A 20,899-nucleotide genomic window follows, 5' to 3' on the forward strand; every position below is an offset into this window, starting at 1 on the left:
CTTTTAGTTCTTAACAACACTTTCAATCTCTTCACGAGATAACTTAACACTAGGTTCTAAGTTATGGTAATGACGTTCATCTTCAAAAATATCAATGTCCGTTTTTGCAGTAGGACTAGTCATTAAGCTCAAAACCTCATCGTGTGATAAGGGGACGGCTTTCTCATCACTATCAAAAACGTACCCATTGTACCCCTGTCTCAGATAGTTGTAGAGGCCTTGAATAAAGCCTTCACGGTCAATCTCAACCTTGACTACATAATCAATCCCATATAAAACATTCAAGCTCTGCCCATTGTCCCAAGAGACAATGAGTGAACCAATATCATCCACATCAAGTACCGTGCCAAGCGTCCCTACTGGAACTGGGCGAGGGTCGTCCATATGAACAAGTCTTACCCTTGTTCCATTTGGATAGGACAATTTGATTCGTTTCAAAAGTTTGTCGTTCATTTTATGCTCCTATTGTTTCAAATGCCCATTTGACTGCGTTACCTTGGTCTTGGAAGTTTCCTTCTTCTTGGTAAATGCGGTCAAATTTTCTTTCAAAATGGCTGAAGTGGTCAAGGCTGTCTGTTGTTTCGTAAATATCTACACTAACGCCTTTGTAACCTGTGTAGGCAACAATCACCCAATCCTTGTAAGGAATGATACTTGCGGTTGCTTGGTAGTAGCCGTGAAGTCTTTCAAGTGTTGCGGTTGTCATGGTTTTGTTCTCCTCTTCTTTTGTTGGTTACATATTACCTCTAAAGGAGACTGATATCCAGTTAATTCTGCTTATTTTTACAAATTATTTCGGAACTTTTTGGGCTTCTAAAATAGCTCTGCCAATGGCATAAACAACAGTAACGGTCACCCCATTTCCAGCTTGTTTGTAGAGCTAGGCATCTGAGTTAACTGCTTCAGCTTTTTCAAACAAGTCATCTGAAAAGCCTTGGAGCCTGAAACATTCTCGTGGGGTGAGCCTTCTGATTTTAACCACTCGACCGTTCCAGACAACCGCTCCCATCTGTCCACCACAGGAAAGGTTATGAGCGATGCCTTTTCCTACCCTTGCTCGCCTAGTAGGTGATGCTGGGTAGGACAGGTCAACGGAGTCACCAACCTCTGCGACTTGGTAGCCCTGCTTTGTCCCATTTCTGACCTTGATACCTTCAAGAACACCATGGCGGTCTTGAGAAGTCAGAGTAAACATTGGCTCATCCTGTTCCTTGAGTCGTCGTCCATTTTGACGTTTGATGACTCTATCTGGTGTCAAAATTGGTTGAACCTCAAGGACACCTGAGTTCATTGCAGTCCGTTTTGTAGCTCCTGATGTATAGCGTGCCGTGATGTACCTTGCTTCATCAGTTAACTTAGGCTCTGTTAGTGACTGGTCAATCAGATAAAGACCTGTCTTAGCTCCTAGTCCCCCACCCTCACCAACAAGGGTTGTGGCAATGCCACTAGGGTCGTAGACACGGTAGCTTTGCATACCACCTACAAGTTGCTTAAGATAGCTACCGCCTTCTCCACTGAGAGGTAATACTTGTCGTCGACCTCGACTTCTAAGATGTCCGAGAGTGTAGATGCGTTCTCGGTTTTGGGGAACACCGTAGTCTTTTGAGTTGAACACTTGCCATTCAAGGTCGTACCCTGCTTCATCCAAGATAGAGAGATAATCGAGATAATCTCGTCCCCCGCCACTTGATAGAAGTCCCTTAACATTTTCAAGGAGAACCCATTCGGGTTTATCTTCTTCTTTTTGGCTTTTGATGAGCTCAACAAATGTAAAAAAGAGTCCACTTCGATCACCGTATAGGCCGGCTCGCTTTCCTGCGATAGACACATTTTGACAAGGGCTTCCCGCAGTCCATAAATCTGCTTTTGGAAGTTGTGTGGGGTCAATGCTTGTGATGTCGTCATGAAACCATTCTCCTTCTGTATCGTACATTGCTTCATAGGATTTCCGTGCAAACTTATCCTTTTCACAGTAACCAAGGCAGGTCATACCTGCCAACTCCAACCCACGACGAAAGCCACCCACTCCTGAAAAGAAATCAAGAAAGGTTAAGGTCATGCAATCACCTCACTTTTATTCACTAAAGAATACGCTTGATACTTCACGCAAATTGATTCAACTTTATGTCGAAGCCACATTGGTGCTTGAGGGACATCATTATATCGACCATATTCACCAAAGAGTAGTTCCATACCGACATTTCTAGCTTGTGTAGCCTCTAAAAATGTATCGTAATAACCAAGATGGACCTCCTGCTGAGATATTTTTATTCTTGCACGATATTTATTTCTCGGTCGATAAAAGCTAACCCCCGTAACTCCAGACGTGTTATTTACTTGCAGTCCTTGATTAATTTGATTTTGCTGATGAGTACAAAACCTAATATTTTCAGAGCGATTATCCAATGTATCAAGGTTGATATGGTCTACTTCTAAACCTTCCCTATGTCCAAATAAATAACGATGAAGATAATTGCCTCTTGTACAAATAATGTACGATTTAGAATCTTCATCGTTATTTTTATTTCGATAAAAGTTTACATCTGCAATCTTTGAAAAGTTTTCCTTATCAAAAATAAACTGTGTTCCATCTTTTAAAGTTCCTGTACCAACAGAGCCTATAAATGAATATTGAACATTAGACATCAGGATGCCCCCTTCTGTAACAATGCTTCATCAAAACTAATCGTTTCTCCCTCTCGAATTACAGTTACGTTAGCTTCACCAGTCGACTCCATGTAGCGTTTGACAATGACATCCACAAACTTTTCATCAAGCTCAATGCCATAACAGACTCGACCAGTCTGATCTGCTGCCATGAGGGTTGACCCTGAACCAAGAAAGGGATCAAGGACAAGTGTCCCTCGCATGGATGAGTTTTGGATAGGATATGCCATAAGCTGAATCGGCTTCATGGTTGGGTGGTCTTTACTAGACTTGGGACGGTCATATTCCCAGATAGTTGTCTGCTTACGGTCACTGAACCATTGGTGTCTTCCCTTTTGTCGCCAACCAAAGAGGCAGGGTTCATGTTGCCATTGGTAGGGACTGCGTCCTAGAACCAGTGAGTTCTTTTTCCAAATGCAACAACCGCTCAGATAGAAACCAGCGTCCTTAAAGGCCTTACGGAAATTCAGCCCTTCCGTATCCGCATGGAAAACATAGATTGAAGCATCAGCTTCCATGTGACTTTCCACTTGCGTGAACATGTCATAGAGGAACTGGTAGAAATCACCGTCCGACATATTGTCATTTTGAATTTTACCTGCCGTCTTTTCAACATCGCAATTATACGGCGGGTCTGTCACAACAAGATTGACTTTCTTATCACCTAGTAGTTGGTCGTAGGTTTCTACCTTAGTGGAATCACCACAAATGACTCGGTGTTTTCCGAGTTGCCAGATGTCCCCACGTCTTGCGACCGTTGGTTTCTTCAGCTCCTCCTCCACATCAAAGTCATCTTCAGACAAGTCCTTGTCATGGACATTGGAGAGAATATCATCAATCTCTGGTGGTTCAAAGCCCGTCAGGTCAAGGTTGAAGTCTGACTCTTGCAAGTCCAAAAGCAAGTCTGCTAGAAGCTGGTCATCCCATTGACCAGTAATTTTATTGAGGGCAATATTCAGTGCCTTTTCATCTTCCTTGGACAGAGAGACAATGACACACTTAGCCGTTTCATACTTGAGGTCTTTAAGAACCGTCAAACGTTGATGTCCACCAATGACCGTCAAATCTTCGTTGACAATGATGGGGTCTACATAGCCAAACTTGAGTAGGCTTTGTTTAATCTTTTCGTACTCCTTATCACCCTTCTTCAATTTCTTTCGAGGGTTATAAGAAGCAGGTTTTAAGTCACTTAGGGGAAGTTCCTTAATCTCCATGTTGGGTTGCGTTATCATTCCTTACTCCTTTTCTAAATCGATAATCAATGTAACAAGGGTGTCCACAGAACTTCCTTGTTGGATTGGCATAGGATAAAAAAGACCTGTTACAGTTGTGACAAGTCAATTCATCGTACGCAGTTTTAGTTTTATCGTGTTGGCTTTGATTGTCTCTCCACCAAATCGCTCGGCAGCTATTTGAGCAGAACTTTTTAGGTCTGCCTTGGACAGCATGGTGTAACTTTTTCAGGCAGGTCTTACAATAAATATGTTCTCCTTCATCAAGCTGATACTTGACGAACTGCCCCATTCCTTTTAACTCTGGGTGTCTACGACAATATTGCTTGACCGAACCAAGAGACAGATTTAACATTTGAGCAATGGTACCATAGCCAAATCCATCTCGCCTAAGTTTCCAAATGTCTCGACGCTGATTATCGTTCATTTTTTTTCCTCCAAGAACTAAAAATGATTGATTTCTCTATTTTTCATGTATTTACCCCTTCAAAAACAGGCTAAAACTGACACTAGCAAACGATACTTACCCTGCTAGAAAGATTGACACCATAATGGTTCAATGCACTTTTTATCTATTTTCAGTATGCCCCTAACGAATTTTGCGAAAATGCACGTTTGAGGGGGCGTCGGTCTTAGTTTCCCAAGAGTTTAGAGATTTCATCCTCCCTACCCCTCTTCTATCCCCCTTCTTTTTGGTTGCAAATGTTAAACATTAGTGATACAATTAAAGAAACTGTAGGAGGATACTAAAATGGCTAAAACAGCTAACATTAATCTACGCATTGAACCCAGTACAAAAGCTCAAGCTGAATCTCTCTTTGGTAGCTTTGGTATTTCTGTTACTGACGCTATCAACATTTTTCTCAATACTTCTATCATGGAGGGCGGGTTCCCTTTTCAGATTAAACAACCTCGTTACAACCGAGAGACTGAACTTGCCATGGAAGAAGCACGCCAAATCATGGAAGGAAAAGTAACTACTAAATCCTATGCTTCTGTATCAGACCTAATGGCTGATCTAAATGAGGACTAAGTTATGTTACAACTCGTTACGACCAATCAATTCCGTAAAGATGTCAAGCGTGCAAAAAAGCGTGGACTCAACCTCAAGAAATTAGAAGCCGTGTTGGACCCATTACAGAAGGAAGAAACTCTCGATGAAAAACACAGAGACCATGCCCTTGTTGGAAATTATATGGGATTTAGAGAGTGCCACATTGAACCTGACTGGCTTTTAGTTTATGCCATAGATAAGGGACAACTTATTCTGACAGCATCAAGAACTGGTTCTCACTCCGACTTATTCTAACTCATCAAAGTCACTTTATGCGAGTGGCTTTTTTCTTATGGTTCAATATCTATAAACTTGATATCGGTCAGTCGTCTTGGTCTTTCTATCGTGACAAGATTTACAGAGAGCTTGCCAGTTGGATTGATTCCAAAAAAGATCTTGGTCTCCTCGGTGAGGAATGATGTGGTCAACCACCATTGCCTTGGTTAACCTTCCTTTAGCTTGACAATAGACACAAAGTGGATGCACCTTGAGGTAACGAAGCCGTGCCTTATTCCAGCGAGCGTTATAACCCTTGGCTTTGGTTGATTTGACATCCAGTACGTAGTTACTTTTGTGGTCATCACAGTATTTGTTTCCATAGGACACAAGATTCGGGCAACCGTTCTGCTTACAAGGGGTGCTTGGTCGACGTGGCATCTTACTGCTCCCAAGGAAGATAAGGCTTGGTGAAATGCCCAAGGCAAGTGGTCTTGGTGTAGTCCACGTCCAAGAGGTTCAGCTCCTTGATAATCCCTTGTGGGGTTAGGTCGTAGCGTTCACGAACCACTCCTACTAGTTGTTCAAGAGGATAATCACTTGTCCCAAAGGTGTTCACATAAACACCAACTGGTTCTGCCACACCAATGGCGTAAGCCAGTTGTACTTCACAACGTTTAGCATAACCTTCACGGACAAAGTCCTTGGCAATCTTCCGTGCCATGTAGGCGGCTGAACGGTCGACCTTGCTTGGATCTTTCCCCAAGGCAGGGTGACCAAGGTTGGTTAACTTTTCAAGCACTCGAGTCGCAAGCACATAAGGAAGTGGTAAGAACTCAGGGGTTTCATCGGTCGCATAACCAAACATAATCCCTTGGTCACCTGCACTACCCTTATCCACACCTTGAGCGATGTCTGGGCTTTGAACTCCAAGCAAATTCGTCACCATGACATCTCTCATGCCATAAGGTTCCAGGACTTTTTTGACAATCCCTTCGAGGTTAAAGTAGTACTTTGTTGAGACTTCTCCTGCAACAACCACTTGGTTATCTTTGATTAAGGTTTCAACCGCCACACGGCTGTTCTTATCGTGCTTGAGACATTCCGTCACAATAGCATCTGAGATTTGGTCACAGAGCTTGTCTGGGTGTCCACTTGATACTTGTTCACTGGTAAAAATCATGTTTTCCTCCACGCAAAAAGCCCAACCCTTGTGGGCTAGGCTTTAGTTTATTTTACTGATTGTTGGCCTGCTTCCTAGGCTCGCTCGAGTGCCCTTTTAATTCCCCAAACCGAAACATCGTAGAAATCGAGGTTATCGCTCCAGCGTTGTTCCAAGGTTTCAACTTGTAGTTACTCTTGAGCAATCCTTGTAAAAATCACATCCAGTTTTTCTTGTTGGCGTTTTGTCATGTTGATGACCTCCTCTTGTTTTTGTAGGTGTATATTACCGTACAAGCGGAAGGTTATCCAGTTATTACTGGGACATTTTTTATCTTTTTTGACACTTACAATTCTACCACAAATTTTTACAAAGGGAGTTCAGACATAGTTCAATGTTAGTTCAACATGAGTTCAGCATCAGTTCAAGTTAAGTTCATATATAGTTCAACTGACAAGGGACAACCCATCTTGACGAAGATTTGGCGAATATGTTCCAATAACTTTCTACGCCAATTATGAACCGTTCCACGGCTAATGTGAAATTCCCTCATCAAACTATCCCAATTACACTCTGGCTTTAACATTTCTTGTGCAAACTCAGCCAGGTCATCCTTAAGAAATCGAATAGCCATCTCAAAATTATCAAGGTCATTTGCCAGTCGTATATATCGTTGAATCAAATCTGCTAAGAGCTCTTCATTTTCCTGAATCATCTTGTCACGAAAACTTAGGGCTATCACCTCTGAACGTTGATTTGTCGGAGTAGAGGTGACTTTAGGTTCATCCGACCGTTCGAAGACAAGTGACCCAATCACTTCATTCTCAGTCACAGGCTTAAAATTCTCCAAGCGATACTTCAACATTTCCAAGTCCCCCTTGAGTTCATTATAATGCGTTAGGATATATTCCGCTTTATCCATCCGTTCCTCCTACTTGTGCTTTGACGGATTCAATCAGCCGTGACTGTTGAGCATCTTTGTTTTCCAGTGCTTTGAGGATTTCCTCGTCAATAGTGCCTTCCGCTACAATATGTTGAATGACCACTGTTTCTGCTTGTTGCCCTTGTCGCCACAGACGAGCGTTGGTTTGTTGGTAGAGTTCCAAAGACCAAGTCAAACCGAACCAAACCAAGTGATGACCGCCCTTTTGAAGGTTTAGACCATGTCCGCTACTAGCTGGATGTAATAAGCCGACAGAAATTTTCCCCTTATTCCACTCACAGATATCCTCCTCAGTTTTAAGGACTGTACCATTAACCTTGAGTTTTGCCAAACGTTCCTCGATACGCTGAAGGTCATGTTTGAACCAATAAACAACAAGAACTGGCTCACCGTTGGCAGCTTCAATGATATCTTCCAGAGCATCGATTTTCTGGTCATGTAGGCTCACCACTTGATGGTCATCTGAGTAGACGGCACCATTTGCCATCTGCACCAGCTTATTTGAAAGGCTTGCCGCATTGGCAGCTGTCACTTCACCGTCTGCAAGGTCTGCAAGTACGTAATCTTTCTTGAACTGCTTGTAATCAGATTTTTCTTTGTCAGTAAGATAAACTAGCCTCTTGGTCGATATCAATTCAGGCATGTCCAGATAATCCATAGCTTTCATGGAAATGGTGATGTCGTCAATCTTGTCATAGATTTGACACTCCGCATAATCCATTGGGATATACTCGTAGACAATATTGCCGTTCCTACGACCCTCGTCAAAGTATCGACTACGGTATTCTCCGATGAACCGTCCCAAACGTTCCCCACCATCAATAACCTTGAACTCTGCGAACAAATCCATAAGTCCATTTGAACTCGGTGTACCAGTCAACCCAACGATACGTTTCATGTAAGGACGCATGGCCATGAAGGCCTTAAAGCGTTTGGACTGCCAAGATTTGAACGACGAGAGTTCATCAATAACCACCATATCCCACTTGAAGTAGGGGCTACATTGTTCCACCAGCCAGGGGAGGTTCTCACGGTTGACAATGTAGATGTCCGCATCTTTTTCAAGAGCAGCTCGCCTTTGTTTTGGTGTTCCCACAATCTTGGCATAGCGGAGGTGTCTTAGTTCCTTCCACTGCTCAATCTCATCACTCCACACCGTGTTTGCGACACGAAGGGGCGCAATCACCAAGACCTTTGAGACCTCATAACGGTCAAACATCAGCTCGTTGATGGCTGATAAGGTTGTGGCAGTCTTTCCCATCCCCATGTCTAGGATGACTGCCGCATAAGGTGTCCTTATGATGAAGTCCTTGGTGATTTCTTGATACTCATGTAAATTCAATTTCATCTAGCACTTCTCCAATCTTCTCAATACTGTCAAGCACATGAACCTTGAAGCCCAATCGGTCAAACATCCTGTGCCTTGTCATTTGTAACAAGCGTGGCTTTCCGCTAGGGGCTTTTACTTCCACCATGCCAAAACTACCCTTGGGTAAAAACACCAACCTATCTGGAACTCCGGCAAACGAAGGCGACACCCATTTGGGACAAATTCCACCACGCTTTTTCACTTCACTCACTAACTTTCTCTCAACAACTTTTTCTCGCATAACAATCCTTTCGTCAAATTGAAGTGTGGAGGTATAGTACAGTCATTTCTAAAACTCCTCTTACAGGCTTTTTTATAGTAATTTTTGCTTATAGGATAGTTTTAGAAAAGACCATAATAGACCTACACAAAATCAAATGATGTTAGTCGTGCTAGTCCTTTTGACTAATCTGTTCTAATGATTAGAGCTCATAAATTCTTGTCATCAGGTCAATGACTAGCACACCTAAAATCCCTCCCCATCTCCCTTGTGGAGGTAGGACATGGAAAATGATGGTCACTAGTCTAGGAAATCATAGTCATCATCAACCAATTTCAAACCTAGAATGAGGTTGCCTTTACTGGTACGTTTACGTCTAAATCCTGTCTGATCCAGGGCAGAATAAAAATCTGTCGTGCTGCGCGTGTACTCCATATTTTTGGCACAGTAGGCACGGTACTGACTGTAGAGTTCTCCAGATTTTTCTGTCAACTGGTTACCAACTTCGCAACAGTCACTAAGGAAGTGCCCTAACCAATCATTGGCTTCTCGGTAGGCCTTAACGGAATTCGAGACGGCAGCTGGAATCCTTGTCTTGAAGTTTGCCTGGATGGCTTTTTCTGCCCCTTCAATAATCCAAGACATAATAGCTGGTGCTGCATGGTCGTACAAATAATCCGCAAAGTTCTTGATATCAGAGCGACCAGTGATTTTGGCGTTAAAAGGAATAACCACCAAACGTCGCCAAGTACCATCATCGTTCGCTCCCACTTTAGGCAAATGATTGGTGTAAAGAACTAGCGTATGTGATGGCACAAAGTGGAAAGGATCCTTGTACTTCTTCTCAGCTTGGATTTCATCCGTTGAGGTAATCTGCTTCACAACAGCCGTATTAAGTCGCATCCCTTCTGCCATCTCAGAAGCAATTACGAGACGCTTCCCTTTAAGCTCCGCAAGCTCAGGACTCACGTTTCGCTTGTTAGACATGGTTAAGGCATCAGCCGATAATTTCCCAGAGTAGCTTCCTAGCACACGAGCGATGGTATTCCAAAAGGTAGACTTGCCGTTTGCGCCACCACCATAGGCAATAATCATATGTTCCTGATAAACCTTACCGATTGCGGCCATTCCAATGATTTCTTGAACATAGTCAATCAATTCTTGGTCGTTACAGAAAAAGGTAGCCAAGGTTTCCTGCCACAAATCGTGACCTTTGTCACTAGGAGAGACTGCTGTCATTTTAGTAATGTAGTCATCTGGATTGTGAGCTTGTTGCCCTTTTGTTCCTTTTCGCAAATCATAGGTAGCTTTAGGAGTGTTAAGCAACATGTCATCACTATCCAACTCTGATAATTCAACCGTAAGCATAGGCTTGGCTGTATTGTAAACAGCCATTAAATTCTTATAGTCACGGTGTTTCATGACAAATTTGTGGAACTCTTTAGCCACAAGATAGGCTTTGAGATATTTCAACTGTAGAGGTGTCTCAACAGCATTTTCTAGACGTTTCCCTCCTGCCTTGATGGTCATGTCATCAATACCTGAAGATTGAAGTTGTTTCTCTGTTGCTTCTAAAAAGGTATTTGCTTCCGCAAGTTGAGCATCGGTAAAGTGTACAACCGCCCCTAATGCTAGCTGCTTATTCTCACGCCAGTGTGTTCCATCGTAGAAAAGATAGTCTGTCGCATTGGTGTAGGCTAGTTTATTGGCATACTCTCTAGCAAGAACCCCAGCTTCACCAACATCTGAATAGTCATCAGGTTTTAGTGATTCCCTTTGAAACTCTTCTGGTGACTTATAATCTTTGGAGTTTTTGATGGTTTTGTTATAAAACCGAACAGCACTTCCCCAAATGGTGGCAAGCTCCGCCTTCTCAAGAGGGGGAACACATTTGAGAGCTTGTTCATCAAAGCCGTCTCGTGCTTCCTTTGTAACACCTAATCGCTTAAGAATCTTCGCCGCAAAAACTGACATGGTTGAGTTACGGCTACCTTCAGTGATTGGCCCTGTTGGTGGCTGATAGAAATCTGCATCAAAGTCCTCTTCATCATCTGAAGTCGTCGTAGCATCGAATAAATCCTCATCAATGGTCAACCAAGAGTCGTGCCATAGGACTTGTGCGTTGGGATTTCCAAAAAAGAAACGGGCCGCATCCTTGGCATTGGTATCAAAGAAACCATAGTGATTAACAAGTTCTTCTTTTAGTAAGGCATAGGTGTCTTTATCCGTGACTTCATTGATTTGGAAGTAGATATGGAATTTTGGTCTCGCAGCCTTATCTCCTTTTTGAACCATATGGTTTCGACTGGTCACTAAAGCAAAGTTGTAATCCGCAAAGAGTTCTTTAAGCAATTCCTCAGTTACCCACTCATCAGAGTTGTCCGTATGGTCATTATCAATGTCCATGACCAGTACATCTGAGGTGATGAAGTTGGCATTGGAGCGAGTGTTGTTTGTAAACAAGCCAGCCACATGGTCAAAGAGTGCTACCTTTTGGAGAGTTGTTTTGTCTGAAATCATTACTTGATGAGGATAGACCGTTGTCGTTTGAATACCCGTCTGTCCTGAATGAGATAAGGTAAATTGCATAAATCATAGCCTCCATTTGGGAAAAATAATCTGTGAAGGTTTCCCTTCCTACCTATTAGGGGAAGAATGAAGGCATTTAGTCCAAAAAGTTTCAAAAAATTTTTTCTTCTATAAATAACTATTGAGCGACTTCCCATCGCTCAATTTTTTATATTTTTTTGAATCTGTTTAGACTAAAACGCAAAAAAGTCCCCCTAGTAGGTGTAAGGGAAAGAATAACCCAAACAAACCTAAAGGAGGACTTTCTATGGAAAACACCATAAACCATCAAGAACAAGAAGACTTGACAGACACACTCATCGCCATCAGCGTTATCGCTAGGCTCTTAGCTCGTAAGTTACAAAAGGAGGAAACTAAATGAGTCAACATAAACAACTACTTGAACTAATTACAGAGATGGAAGGCACAGCTAAATACTACCTACGCTTGGTAGATGAGTTCAAGAAACTCCTCTCTAGCGAGGAAGAAACTGAAACAACTTCTGAAGAACCAAAACCAGAGCCACAAAAGGTACTTAAATTGGAAGATGTTCGAGCCGTTCTTGCGACTAAGGCCAAAGATGGCTACAAGAATGAGGTTCGTGCTCTTCTCAATAAATATGGAGCTGAATCATTATCTGCTTTAGCCACTGAGCACTACGCAGCTGTTCTTGAAGAAGCTGGAGGAATTGGTCATGACTAACCATGCCATCCTGTCTGCTTCTGCCTCACACCGTTGGCTCAACTGTCCACCGTCCGTTCGATTGACGGAAGACATGCCAGATGTGACCTTAGAGTTTGCTCTTGAAGGATCAGACGCTCACGAGCTATGTGCTTATCTTATTGAGAAGGCATTGGGTAGGAAGGTGCGTGATCCAACTAAGGACTTATCCTTCTACAATGAAGAAATGCAAAACTGTGCCGAGGAATATCGCAACTACGTCATGGAGCAAGTTGAGAAAGCTAAAGGCTACTCTCGTGACCCAACAGTTCTGGTTGAGCAACGACTGGACTTCTCTAAATGGGTACCTGAAGGCTTTGGAACAGGCGACTGTCTGATTGTAGCAGACGGACTGCTTCAAGTTATCGACTACAAACACGGACTTGGCGTTTTAGTTGATGCAGACCACAACCCACAGATGATGTGCTACGCTCTTGGAGCTCTGGAGATGTTTGTTGGGCTCTATGATTTTGACAAAGTCACTATGACCATCTTTCAACCACGGAAGAACCACATCTCCACCTTTGAGATAGATAAGGTTGAACTGCTTGATTGGGCGGAAAACGAACTCTCACCCAAAGCTGAACTTGCCTTCAAAGGGGAAGGGGAGATGACCTCCGGTAAACACTGTCAGTTCTGTAAGCTCAAGAATGTCTGTCGCAAACGTGCAGAGGATAACTTGGCACTCGCCAAGATGGAATTTGCGAACCCTGCTACTCTAGACTATGAGGATATTGCAGAGATTTTACCTAAACTGGACTTGCTGGTTTCGTGGGCAAATGATGTCAAAGCCTATGCTTTGAAAGAAGCAACTGAAGGATACAATATTCCAGGCTACAAACTGGTAGAAGGACGTTCCGTTCGTAAGTTTTCAGACGAAGTTGCCGTCAGTCAAGCTGTGATTGAAGCTGGCTTTGACCCTTACGAAAAGAAACTCCTAACTATCACTGCCATGACTAAACTCCTTGGCAAGAAAACCTTTAATGACCTACTTGGTGGTCTGATTGTAAAACCAAGCGGTAAACCGACACTCGTTCCTCTTGATGATAGTCGTCAAGAGATGAACCTAGCAACAAATGAATTTAAAGAGGACTAATCTTATGACAATGAAAGCAAAAACAACAAAAGTGATCACTGGTAAAAACACACGCTTCAGCTACTTGAATGCCAATGAACCAAAATCCATCAATGGAAGTACACCAAAGTACAGTGTCTCCCTCATCATTCCAAAGGATGATATTGAGACCATCGATAAAATCAAAGCAGCAATTGAACTTGCCTACAAGGAAGGCGAATCTAAGCTCAAAGGTAATGGAAAATCTGTCCCAGCACTTTCTATCCTTAAAACACCGCTTCGTGACGGAGACTTAGAACGCCCTGATGACGAGGCTTATCGCAATGCTTACTTCGTCAATGCCAACTCGCCACATAAGCCTGGGATCGTTGACGGTAATCGCCAAGAGATTATCGATACTTCTGAGCTTTACTCAGGCATCTATGGTCGTGCGTCTATCTCCTTCTATGCCTTTAACTCTAACGGTAACAAGGGAATTGCTTGTGGACTTAACAACCTGCAAAAACTCCGTGACGGAGAACCACTTGGTGGACGTACTCGTGCAGAAGACGACTTTGCGACCGATGATGACGATGATTTCTTGAACTAGGATGATCGTATCAGATAATACTTCTGGTGGCAGCACTCCTGCCACCTTTTATGAAAGGACAAGAATGGAAAATGAAAGAATTGAGTATTGATATCGAAACATATTCAGAAGTTGATTTACGAAAATCTGGTGTCTACCGCTATGCAGAAGATCCTTCCTTTGAAATCCTTCTTCTTGCCGTATCAATCGACAATGGACCAGTGAGGGTTTATGACTTAACCATGGAAGAACTTCCCAAAGAGATTATTCAGGCTCTCGTTGATGACACTATTATTAAGTGGGCTTTTAATGCTTCCTTTGAGCGTATTTGTCTGTCTAACTGGATGAAAAAACATCACCCTGATTTCTTGACTGAGGAGTTCCTATCTCCAAACTCATGGCGATGCAGTATGGTTTGGTCAGCATATCTTGGCCTACCACTCTCACTTGAAGGAGTCGGAACTGTCCTCAAGCTAAAAGAACAGAAACTTAAAGAAGGTGGAGACTTAATCCGCTACTTCTGTCTCCCCTGTAAACCGACCAAGGTCAATGGTGGACGAACACGAAACTTTCCCAGTCACTCACCTGATAAATGGTCTGCTTTTATCGATTACAACCAGCGTGATGTTGAGGTGGAATTGGCCATCAAAGACAAACTCCGTAACCACCCTGTTCCTGACTTTGTTTGGGACGAATACCATCAAGACCAGAGCATCAATGACCGTGGAATTGGTATTGATGTGGACTTTGTCAAAGCAGCTATTGCCATTGACGGGGAAAGTAAGACTAAAATCCAAGAAGAACTAAAAGAGCTTACTGGACTTGAAAATCCCAACTCCGTTCTTCAGATGATTGCTTGGTTACGAGAACACGGAGTGACCACCGATTCACTGGATAAAAAAGCTGTTAAAGAACTTCTCAAAACCGTCGATGAAAAGACAGCCAAAGTCCTTAAGTTAAGACAACAGGCAGCTAAATCCAGCGTCTCTAAATACCAAGCTATGATGAACTGCGTCTGTAAGGATGGCAGGGCTAGAGGCATGTTCCAGTTCTATGGAGCCAATCGAACAGGTCGTTGGGCTGGACGCTTAGTGCAACTCCAGAACCTACCTCAGAACCATCTTCCTGACCTTGAGGAAGCTAGAAAACTTTTCAAAACTGGGGACTTAGGAGCTACTGATCTACTTTACGACACGCAGGATACCCTATCACAACTTATTCGAACTGCTTTTGTTCCAAGTAAGGGTAAGAAGTTCATTGTGTGTGACTTCTCTGCTATTGAGGCGCGTGTTTTGTCTCATCTTGCAGGAGAGGCATGGCGGAGCAAGGTCTTTGAGCAAGGGAAAGACATCTACTGCATATCTGCTTCACAGATGTTTGGAGTTCCAGTCGAGAAACATGGGCAAAACGCAGACCTTCGTCAAAAAGGGAAAATTGCGGAGTTGGCTTGTGGATATGGCGGAGCAGTTGGTGCTCTTAAAGCAATGGGAGCTATTGATATGGGACTTGAGGAACAGGAGCTGCAACCACTTGTAGATTCATGGCGACAGGCTAACCCCAACATAGTTCTCTTTTGGTGGGACGTGGATAGGGCTGTGAAAACTGCAGTCAAAGAGCAAGTCCAAACCGAGACGCATGGTATTCAATTCGAAGTTACCAAAGGGATGTTATTCATAACTCTCCCATCTGGACGCAAACTATCCTACGTTAAACCTAAAATAAGCGAGAACCAATTTAGTGGAGAATCTGTCACCTACGAAGGTACAGGAACTGCTAAACGCTGGGAACGACTTGAAAGTTATGGTCCAAAGTTTGTCGAAAATATCGTCCAGGCCATCAGCCGTGATATTCTTGCCTACTCGATGAGACAACTTAGTGAGTTCAAGATTGTTGGTCATGTTCATGATGAAGTCATCATTGAGTGTGAGAAAGACCAAAGCCTTGAAGATATAGCAAGTCTAATGGGTATAGCACCTAACTGGATGTCTGATATTAACCTCAGAGCTGATGGGTATGAATGCTCATTCTATCAGAAAGACTAGACACAAAAAACGGTTCACTACTAATTCAGGTAGTGAACCGTTTTATATGTGATAAAAACTATTTCCTTAATTGATTGATGAAATCTTCCTTGGAAATTGCTATTCCCAATTCATCATGAAAGTTGCGTAGAGTGCTAAATCGGTATGGGGTCAATGTTCTAAAAGTGACAGTTTCTCCCTTTTCAATCTTTGAACAAATCTCAATATACTTATTTACGTAATTCTTAACTCGTGAGAAAATACGATTTGAATTTCTTAGATAAAAAATCTTCTCATTTGGATTTTTAAAGTGATATATTCTTGAATTGTCAATATATTTTTCCTCAATAATCGTCAACTTACTGAAATCTAAAGTCTTCAGACACATTCTTCCATCGTGACGTCTATAGGTTGTGTAAGGAAATAAATGACTTGCATTCCTAAGATGCTCAGGAATACCGGAGCGAAGCGGAATTGCAATCAGTTGATTATTGATATCAAGAACCATAACACCATGGCCACGCGCATTATCTTCTTGAAACTCATCTAAATATTGGTAAGTATCGAAATAGTCTTGAGTTAATAGATGAAAATACAGACTATTCTTATTGATTTTTGACATAAACTAAACCTCTATCATACGAAAAAAGGGCCTTTCTTTTTAGAGTCGCGACCCTTACGACTACATCAACTTTAGAGTATTTTCTTTTTAGAGTCGGTATTACTCTCCGACTACTTCTACTTAAATTATACCAAAAACATCGCTAGTGTCAAATATAAACACTATTTCGGATTTAATTCCTTCAATAAGGCCGCCACCAGAGCACGAGCTTTTGGCAAGCGATAAAATCCTGTAGAACGTTTGACCCCAATCTTAATAAACACATCCTCAATGCTCTCATCAAACTCTTTGGCGAGTAAGCCCAAAGTGATATCATACAAATCCTTATCGGCCTGTTTTACTTTCTCAAGTAAATCTTGCAGCATTTCTGCGAACATGAATTCTTCTAGTTCTTCAGTAGAGCTGTGAAGAGTAGATTCATTCGTATCAATCCATTCTTCGTATGAAATAATCTCTTCAATATTTTTGGACTTACGTGTACGAAACTCATTCAAAAAGTTCTCAACAGCATCTTTGTAGATACGCTCTGTTTGATTATATTCTTCAGAATATACTGGGATAAAAGCAACCAATACATAAACATTTAACCGTTTAGCTGGTCTCCAAGACCGAAGGGTATCTCTTTTGAGACGCATATCCTCAATAACTTGTTGGTTCTCAACCAACATAGGAGCTAGCACCTGCCCCTCTAAAAGTCCCACTTCTAGCGAGCATTCCTGCTTTTGACATTCGTTATAAATATTGTCCTTGTTTGTCATGTTTTCCACTTTCTGTCGTAAGCAGAGAAACGTGACAATACAAAGAACTCTTAACAAAATTTTCTGACCACATCAGCAATTCCTCTGCTAATTCATGGTCAACTGACTTTACAAGCTGAACTGCACACCTAATTTGTACTCTTAAAGTCACGGTAAATTAGATTTACTAATTTACAAAGTATCATCATTAGGCACCAACCATCTCAAATTACCTACTAGCGCTATTCGGCAATTGAAGAATTTTACATTCGCAAAACTTTTTATGCGTTCGCAAATATATTTTTGAACATCGCAATCCTGTCATGATATAATAAACTTAATCATTAACGATTACTTTGTTCGACTCTATTGTATTAAATGAGATTTTGAATTCGGGGACAGATTAGTACAATACGGTACAGCTTGGTACAAAAATGAAAAGGAGATAATCACTTGGATTTTCCCACTTATTTTAGAATACTGAAAAAATATCTTGGAGATGGCGCGACTATCCCAGAGTTTTTTCGAGAACTCATTGAAATGATTACTGATGATGACGCCGAAGATATCATTAGTGCTTCTGGTATTACATCTGACAAAGCAGATAGTACGCTTATCTCTTATACAAAGCCCAAAAGAGGCTTCACCAAGAAGATGGCAAATCAATTGCTCTACCGGGTCAATTCAGCTAATATGACGGAGTCTATTGAAAGTAGGCCAGATGAAACTATTCAGTTACTAGCTAATGAATTTAATACTTATTATCCTGATATTACTGCTGAAAATGCCTCGCAAAGAATTCCAGAAATTTTCGTTGACTTCATTAGAGAGAAAGCTGGGATGGGAATATCAACCACAGCTCAAAAAGCTACATTTATTAACCAGTCGAATCAACTCAAAAAACAATATGGACAATTCTTACTGACGGAAGCAAATAACTGTTGTGCATTCCCAGGCTGTGATAGACCACTCATTTTAACAAGAGGTGGTTTAGCATCGGAAAACTATGAGGTTTCAACCATTGAAAAAGATAAGGACGCTGAACCACTGAATCTGATAGCCCTCTGCCCAGATTGTTTTTTAACCTATCAAGCAGAAAGTCGCAAAAAAATTGTAACAGCTCTAAAAAATGTTAAAAAGATTCTAGTCTCTGCACATAACAGCCAACAATCGATTTCTGATATGAAGTTAGATAGTGGAATTGTCTCAGTTTTGACTAGTCTCAATAAACTAAAATTTGATGAATATGATATCTCCTATGACCCGAAGCAATTGACTGATAAGATATCACCTGAGAACAATCGTACGCTTTATCAATTGGTTAAGAACCAAGTTATTGATAACTACTTAACCATTCAAAAAATCATTATAAATTTAGATAAACAAGGAAGAATCGATTACGAGGATATCCAATATCAAATGCGATCGATGTACAAAAAGTTAAAGGCTGCCAAGCATGGTAATCTTGAGATTTTCAATACTATTTCGGAAAAACTCCATAAAGCTACACTACAGGACATCTACTTCTGCCAGATGATTGTCTCTTACTTTATCCAAAAATGCGAGGTACTTGAATAATGCAATTACCAAATAAACTTTATTCCTATCAAAAAAGCACCCTAGCCTATTTACCTAGAGTGCTACATGAAATTAAAATGGGGAACTCAAATGTGAAAGATATCTTTCATACTATCTCAGAAGAGTTGGAGGATCCGACAGATTTCTTATCCATCATGGATTGCTTATATACATTAAACGCCATTGAAATGACCAATGAAGGAGAGGTAACATTATGCTTATAGAAATGTGGTCGCCAGTCTTTAAAAAGGATGGACAAACTCGGGAACCGATTCAATTTCACCCTGGATTAAACGTTATCATGGGTATGGACTTAGCTAATAATTCTATCGGCAAATCCTCTTCTTTATTAGCAATTGACTTCATATTCGGAGGTAATAGCTATCTAAAATCAATTGCGGTTAAGAAATTAGGTGATCATCCTATCTACTTCTGCTTTCAATTTGAGAAAAAGTTTTATTTTTCAAGAGATACAGCCAATCCTGATATCATTATAGTGTGTGACAAGAACTACTCTCCAACTGGTGAAATAATGGACCTTGGAACGTTTCTTAACAAACTTAAGAAACGATATCATTTGGAATCCTCCGATTTATCATTCCGATTAGCTATGAGTGGTTTCTTTAGAATTGCAGGGAAAAATAATCAAAATACCGATTTCCCGTTACAAGTTTATGCAAGCCAAAAATCTTCCGAATCCATTACAACCCTTATCCAACTATTTAATTTGTATGATAACATTGCACGATACAAAGAAAGACTTAAGGATAAGAGTGACCAGTTAACAACGTTTCGCAATGCTCGAAAATATGAATTTATCTCCAACTTAGTTGGTGGTAAAAAGCAATTCGAGCTCAACGTCTCAGAAATTAAAAGATTGGAATATGGCTTATCACACCTTCAAGATACTTATCAAGACAACATTTGTTCGGATGACATTGAGAAACATCAGCAAAAACTCCAGCTTAGAAATACTAAGTTGGAGCTAGAAAGTATTCTCCGTGATAAACAAAGACGTCTTAAGCTATTAGATATCAGTATCGAATTTGGTTTATATCCTACTGAATCTGACTTAACAGAGCTTCAGCAATACTTCCCTGATACTAATCTCAAGAAATTATATGAAGTTGAGACCTACCACAAAAAATTGGCAACTATTTTAGATTCCGAATTCTCAACCGAACGTGAATCCCTAGTAGGTGAGATTGACGAATTAGAGAGTCAATTAGTAACTCTAAACCAAGAACTTCAAGAACTAGGAAGCATCCCAAATCTTTCAACTGAGTTCTTAGAAAACTACTCTAAACTAACAGCAACGATCAATGCACTCAAAGAGCAAAACGAAGCCTATCTGAAAGAGTCTGCTTTATCAAAAGAAAAGTCAGAAGCAGACTCTGACTTGAAGCGTAGCACCGAAGATATACTAATAGAGTTAGAAGGAAAAATCAATGCTAAAATGCGAGAGTTCAATAATATTCTGTATCCAGATATTCGCAAAGCCCCTCAAATCAATCTCAAAGCTCATAACAGCTACTCCTTCTACACCCCAGATGATGATGGTACAGGAACTAAGTTCAAAGGGATGATTTTATTTGACCTAACCATGCTCTATCTCACTAACCTGCCAGCACTGGCACACGACTCATTACTCTTGAGTAATATTAGCTACCAAGCAACCGAAGCTCTGTTGAAGCTATATGACCAATCAAAATCACTAAATAAGCAGGTGTTTTTAGCTTTCGATAAAGCAAGCTCATACTCTCCAGAAGCTAATCAACTCTTATTAGAAAATACTGTATTGCGACTCTCTAGTAACGGAAATGAACTCTACGGTATTTCATGGAATAAAGGAGAAAACTCAGATGAAGTTTAGCTACAATAAATTATGGAAACTTCTCATTGATAAAGATTGGACAAAAACAAAGCTTAGACAAGAAGCTGGGATTAGTTCTTCCACGATCGCAAAATTAGGAAAAGGGGAAAATATCACTACTGATATTTTATTGAAAATTTGTATTACACTTGATTGTAAGATTGAAGATATAGTAGAAATTATAGATAATGATGATTAATTGTAAGCGCCCAATAACAAGGTACCTATCCTCTCTTCCAGTAATTCTGCTATACTGTAGAAAATAAGAATACTG

General features: G+C 41.1%; 23 protein-coding genes and 2 pseudogenes. 10 read left to right on the forward strand and 15 right to left on the reverse strand.

Annotation, left to right across the window (positions count from 1 at the left end; translation table 11 throughout):
* Positions 1-3: 3 nt before the first annotated feature.
* The 6 genes and pseudogenes from EL097_RS10335 to EL097_RS10360 all read right to left on the reverse strand — a co-directional run bounded on the left by EL097_RS10335 (position 4) and on the right by EL097_RS10360 (position 4,326).
* Entirely contained in the window at positions 4-453 is a 450-nt protein-coding gene (locus EL097_RS10335) for a DUF4314 domain-containing protein (protein ID WP_003047243.1), read from the reverse strand.
* Position 454: 1 nt separating this feature from the next.
* Entirely contained in the window at positions 455-706 is a 252-nt protein-coding gene (locus tag EL097_RS10340) for an Nmad4 family putative nucleotide modification protein (protein WP_003047241.1), read from the reverse strand.
* Positions 707-790: 84 nt separating this feature from the next.
* Positions 791-2,059 (reverse strand): annotated as a pseudogene (locus tag EL097_RS10345) (DNA cytosine methyltransferase).
* Positions 2,056-2,646, reverse strand: coding sequence for an HNH endonuclease (locus tag EL097_RS10350; protein WP_000073292.1), 591 nt, complete (start codon positions 2,644-2,646; stop codon positions 2,056-2,058). Before EL097_RS10350 ends, EL097_RS10345 begins: the two are co-directional and overlap by 4 nt.
* Positions 2,646-3,899 (reverse strand): site-specific DNA-methyltransferase, encoded by a 1,254-nt coding sequence (locus tag EL097_RS10355; RefSeq protein ID WP_006740451.1) that lies wholly within the window; start codon positions 3,897-3,899, stop codon positions 2,646-2,648. Before EL097_RS10355 ends, EL097_RS10350 begins: the two co-directional genes overlap by 1 nt.
* The gene (locus EL097_RS10360; RefSeq protein ID WP_000999415.1) at positions 3,871-4,326 is read right to left on the reverse strand and encodes a hypothetical protein; all 456 of its coding nucleotides are present in this window, start codon (positions 4,324-4,326) and stop codon (positions 3,871-3,873) included. The genes EL097_RS10355 and EL097_RS10360 overlap by 29 nt, the downstream gene beginning before the upstream one ends.
* A 324-nt stretch (positions 4,327-4,650) precedes the next feature.
* Between EL097_RS10360 and EL097_RS10365 the strand changes: the two genes are divergently transcribed.
* Together EL097_RS10365 and EL097_RS10370 are read left to right on the forward strand one after the other, a co-directional pair.
* Positions 4,651-4,932, forward strand: a complete 282-nt coding sequence (locus tag EL097_RS10365) for a type II toxin-antitoxin system RelB/DinJ family antitoxin (RefSeq protein ID WP_001140275.1) — start codon at positions 4,651-4,653, stop codon at positions 4,930-4,932.
* Positions 4,933-4,935: 3 nt separating this feature from the next.
* Positions 4,936-5,208 carry a type II toxin-antitoxin system YafQ family toxin gene (locus tag EL097_RS10370; RefSeq protein ID WP_003047235.1) on the forward strand — a complete coding sequence of 91 codons (273 nt, stop codon included), beginning with the start codon at positions 4,936-4,938 and terminating at the stop codon, positions 5,206-5,208.
* A gap of 42 nt (positions 5,209-5,250) precedes the next feature.
* Here EL097_RS10370 and EL097_RS10375 read toward each other — a convergent pair whose 3' ends face one another.
* The 7 genes and pseudogenes from EL097_RS10375 to EL097_RS10400 form a co-directional block, all read right to left on the reverse strand.
* Positions 5,251-5,610: an HNH endonuclease gene (locus tag EL097_RS10375; RefSeq protein ID WP_001138026.1), complete on the reverse strand. Its 360-nt coding sequence runs from the start codon at positions 5,608-5,610 to the stop codon at positions 5,251-5,253.
* Position 5,611: 1 nt separating this feature from the next.
* The gene (locus EL097_RS10380) at positions 5,612-6,352 is read right to left on the reverse strand and encodes a methionine adenosyltransferase domain-containing protein (protein ID WP_003047233.1); all 741 of its coding nucleotides are present in this window, start codon (positions 6,350-6,352) and stop codon (positions 5,612-5,614) included.
* Between the two features lie 74 nt (positions 6,353-6,426).
* A pseudogene (locus EL097_RS11275) lies at positions 6,427-6,582 on the reverse strand (DUF6900 domain-containing protein).
* A 173-nt stretch (positions 6,583-6,755) separates the two neighbouring features.
* Entirely contained in the window at positions 6,756-7,253 is a 498-nt protein-coding gene (locus tag EL097_RS10385) for a hypothetical protein (protein ID WP_006738435.1), read from the reverse strand.
* The gene (locus EL097_RS10390; RefSeq protein ID WP_000773770.1) at positions 7,246-8,622 is read right to left on the reverse strand and encodes a DEAD/DEAH box helicase; all 1,377 of its coding nucleotides are present in this window, start codon (positions 8,620-8,622) and stop codon (positions 7,246-7,248) included. Before EL097_RS10390 ends, EL097_RS10385 begins: the two co-directional genes overlap by 8 nt.
* Positions 8,603-8,884 (reverse strand): VRR-NUC domain-containing protein, encoded by a 282-nt coding sequence (locus EL097_RS10395; RefSeq protein WP_001208489.1) that lies wholly within the window; start codon positions 8,882-8,884, stop codon positions 8,603-8,605. The genes EL097_RS10390 and EL097_RS10395 overlap by 20 nt, the downstream gene beginning before the upstream one ends.
* 279 nt (positions 8,885-9,163) lie before the next feature.
* A complete protein-coding gene (locus tag EL097_RS10400; RefSeq protein WP_003047231.1) occupies positions 9,164-11,452 on the reverse strand; it encodes a phage/plasmid primase, P4 family in 2,289 nt (762 codons plus the stop codon).
* Positions 11,453-11,809: 357 nt separating this feature from the next.
* Between EL097_RS10400 and EL097_RS10405 the strand changes: the two genes are divergently transcribed.
* Genes EL097_RS10405 through EL097_RS10420 form a run of 4 tightly spaced genes read left to right on the forward strand, consistent with a single transcriptional unit; the run spans position 11,810 to position 15,836 of the window.
* Entirely contained in the window at positions 11,810-12,133 is a 324-nt protein-coding gene (locus EL097_RS10405) for a hypothetical protein (RefSeq protein WP_000077670.1), read from the forward strand.
* Positions 12,126-13,247, forward strand: a complete 1,122-nt coding sequence (locus EL097_RS10410) for a DUF2800 domain-containing protein (protein WP_003047230.1) — start codon at positions 12,126-12,128, stop codon at positions 13,245-13,247. The genes EL097_RS10405 and EL097_RS10410 overlap by 8 nt, the downstream gene beginning before the upstream one ends.
* Positions 13,248-13,251: 4 nt before the next feature.
* On the forward strand, positions 13,252-13,815 hold the full coding sequence (locus tag EL097_RS10415; protein WP_003047229.1) for a DUF2815 family protein: 564 nt from the start codon (positions 13,252-13,254) through the stop codon (positions 13,813-13,815).
* 50 nt (positions 13,816-13,865) lie between these two features.
* Positions 13,866-15,836 carry a DNA polymerase gene (locus tag EL097_RS10420; RefSeq protein ID WP_003047228.1) on the forward strand — a complete coding sequence of 657 codons (1,971 nt, stop codon included), beginning with the start codon at positions 13,866-13,868 and terminating at the stop codon, positions 15,834-15,836.
* Positions 15,837-15,894: 58 nt separating this feature from the next.
* On the opposite strand, the gene EL097_RS10425 is transcribed toward EL097_RS10420, so the two are convergent.
* Together EL097_RS10425 and EL097_RS10430 are read right to left on the reverse strand one after the other, a co-directional pair.
* Complete coding sequence (locus EL097_RS10425; protein WP_003047227.1) at positions 15,895-16,437, reverse strand: hypothetical protein; 543 nt, start codon at positions 16,435-16,437, stop codon at positions 15,895-15,897.
* 161 nt (positions 16,438-16,598) lie between these two features.
* On the reverse strand, positions 16,599-17,195 hold the full coding sequence (locus EL097_RS10430) for a hypothetical protein (RefSeq protein ID WP_000182251.1): 597 nt from the start codon (positions 17,193-17,195) through the stop codon (positions 16,599-16,601).
* 432 nt (positions 17,196-17,627) lie between these two features.
* Between EL097_RS10430 and EL097_RS10435 the strand changes: the two genes are divergently transcribed.
* The 4 genes from EL097_RS10435 to EL097_RS10450 are packed head-to-tail and all read left to right on the forward strand — an operon-like array spanning position 17,628 to position 20,824.
* On the forward strand, positions 17,628-18,752 hold the full coding sequence (locus EL097_RS10435; RefSeq protein WP_003047226.1) for an ABC-three component system protein: 1,125 nt from the start codon (positions 17,628-17,630) through the stop codon (positions 18,750-18,752).
* A complete protein-coding gene (locus EL097_RS10440; protein ID WP_001176802.1) occupies positions 18,752-18,976 on the forward strand; it encodes an ABC-three component system middle component 7 in 225 nt (74 codons plus the stop codon). The genes EL097_RS10435 and EL097_RS10440 overlap by 1 nt, the downstream gene beginning before the upstream one ends.
* Entirely contained in the window at positions 18,967-20,625 is a 1,659-nt protein-coding gene (locus tag EL097_RS10640; protein ID WP_000904398.1) for a DUF2326 domain-containing protein, read from the forward strand. The genes EL097_RS10440 and EL097_RS10640 overlap by 10 nt, the downstream gene beginning before the upstream one ends.
* Complete coding sequence (locus tag EL097_RS10450) at positions 20,615-20,824, forward strand: helix-turn-helix domain-containing protein (RefSeq protein WP_000673009.1); 210 nt, start codon at positions 20,615-20,617, stop codon at positions 20,822-20,824. Before EL097_RS10640 ends, EL097_RS10450 begins: the two co-directional genes overlap by 11 nt.
* Positions 20,825-20,899 lie beyond the last annotated feature (75 nt).

The organism is Streptococcus canis, assembly GCF_900636575.1.
Taxonomy (GTDB): Bacteria; Bacillota; Bacilli; order Lactobacillales; family Streptococcaceae; genus Streptococcus; species Streptococcus canis.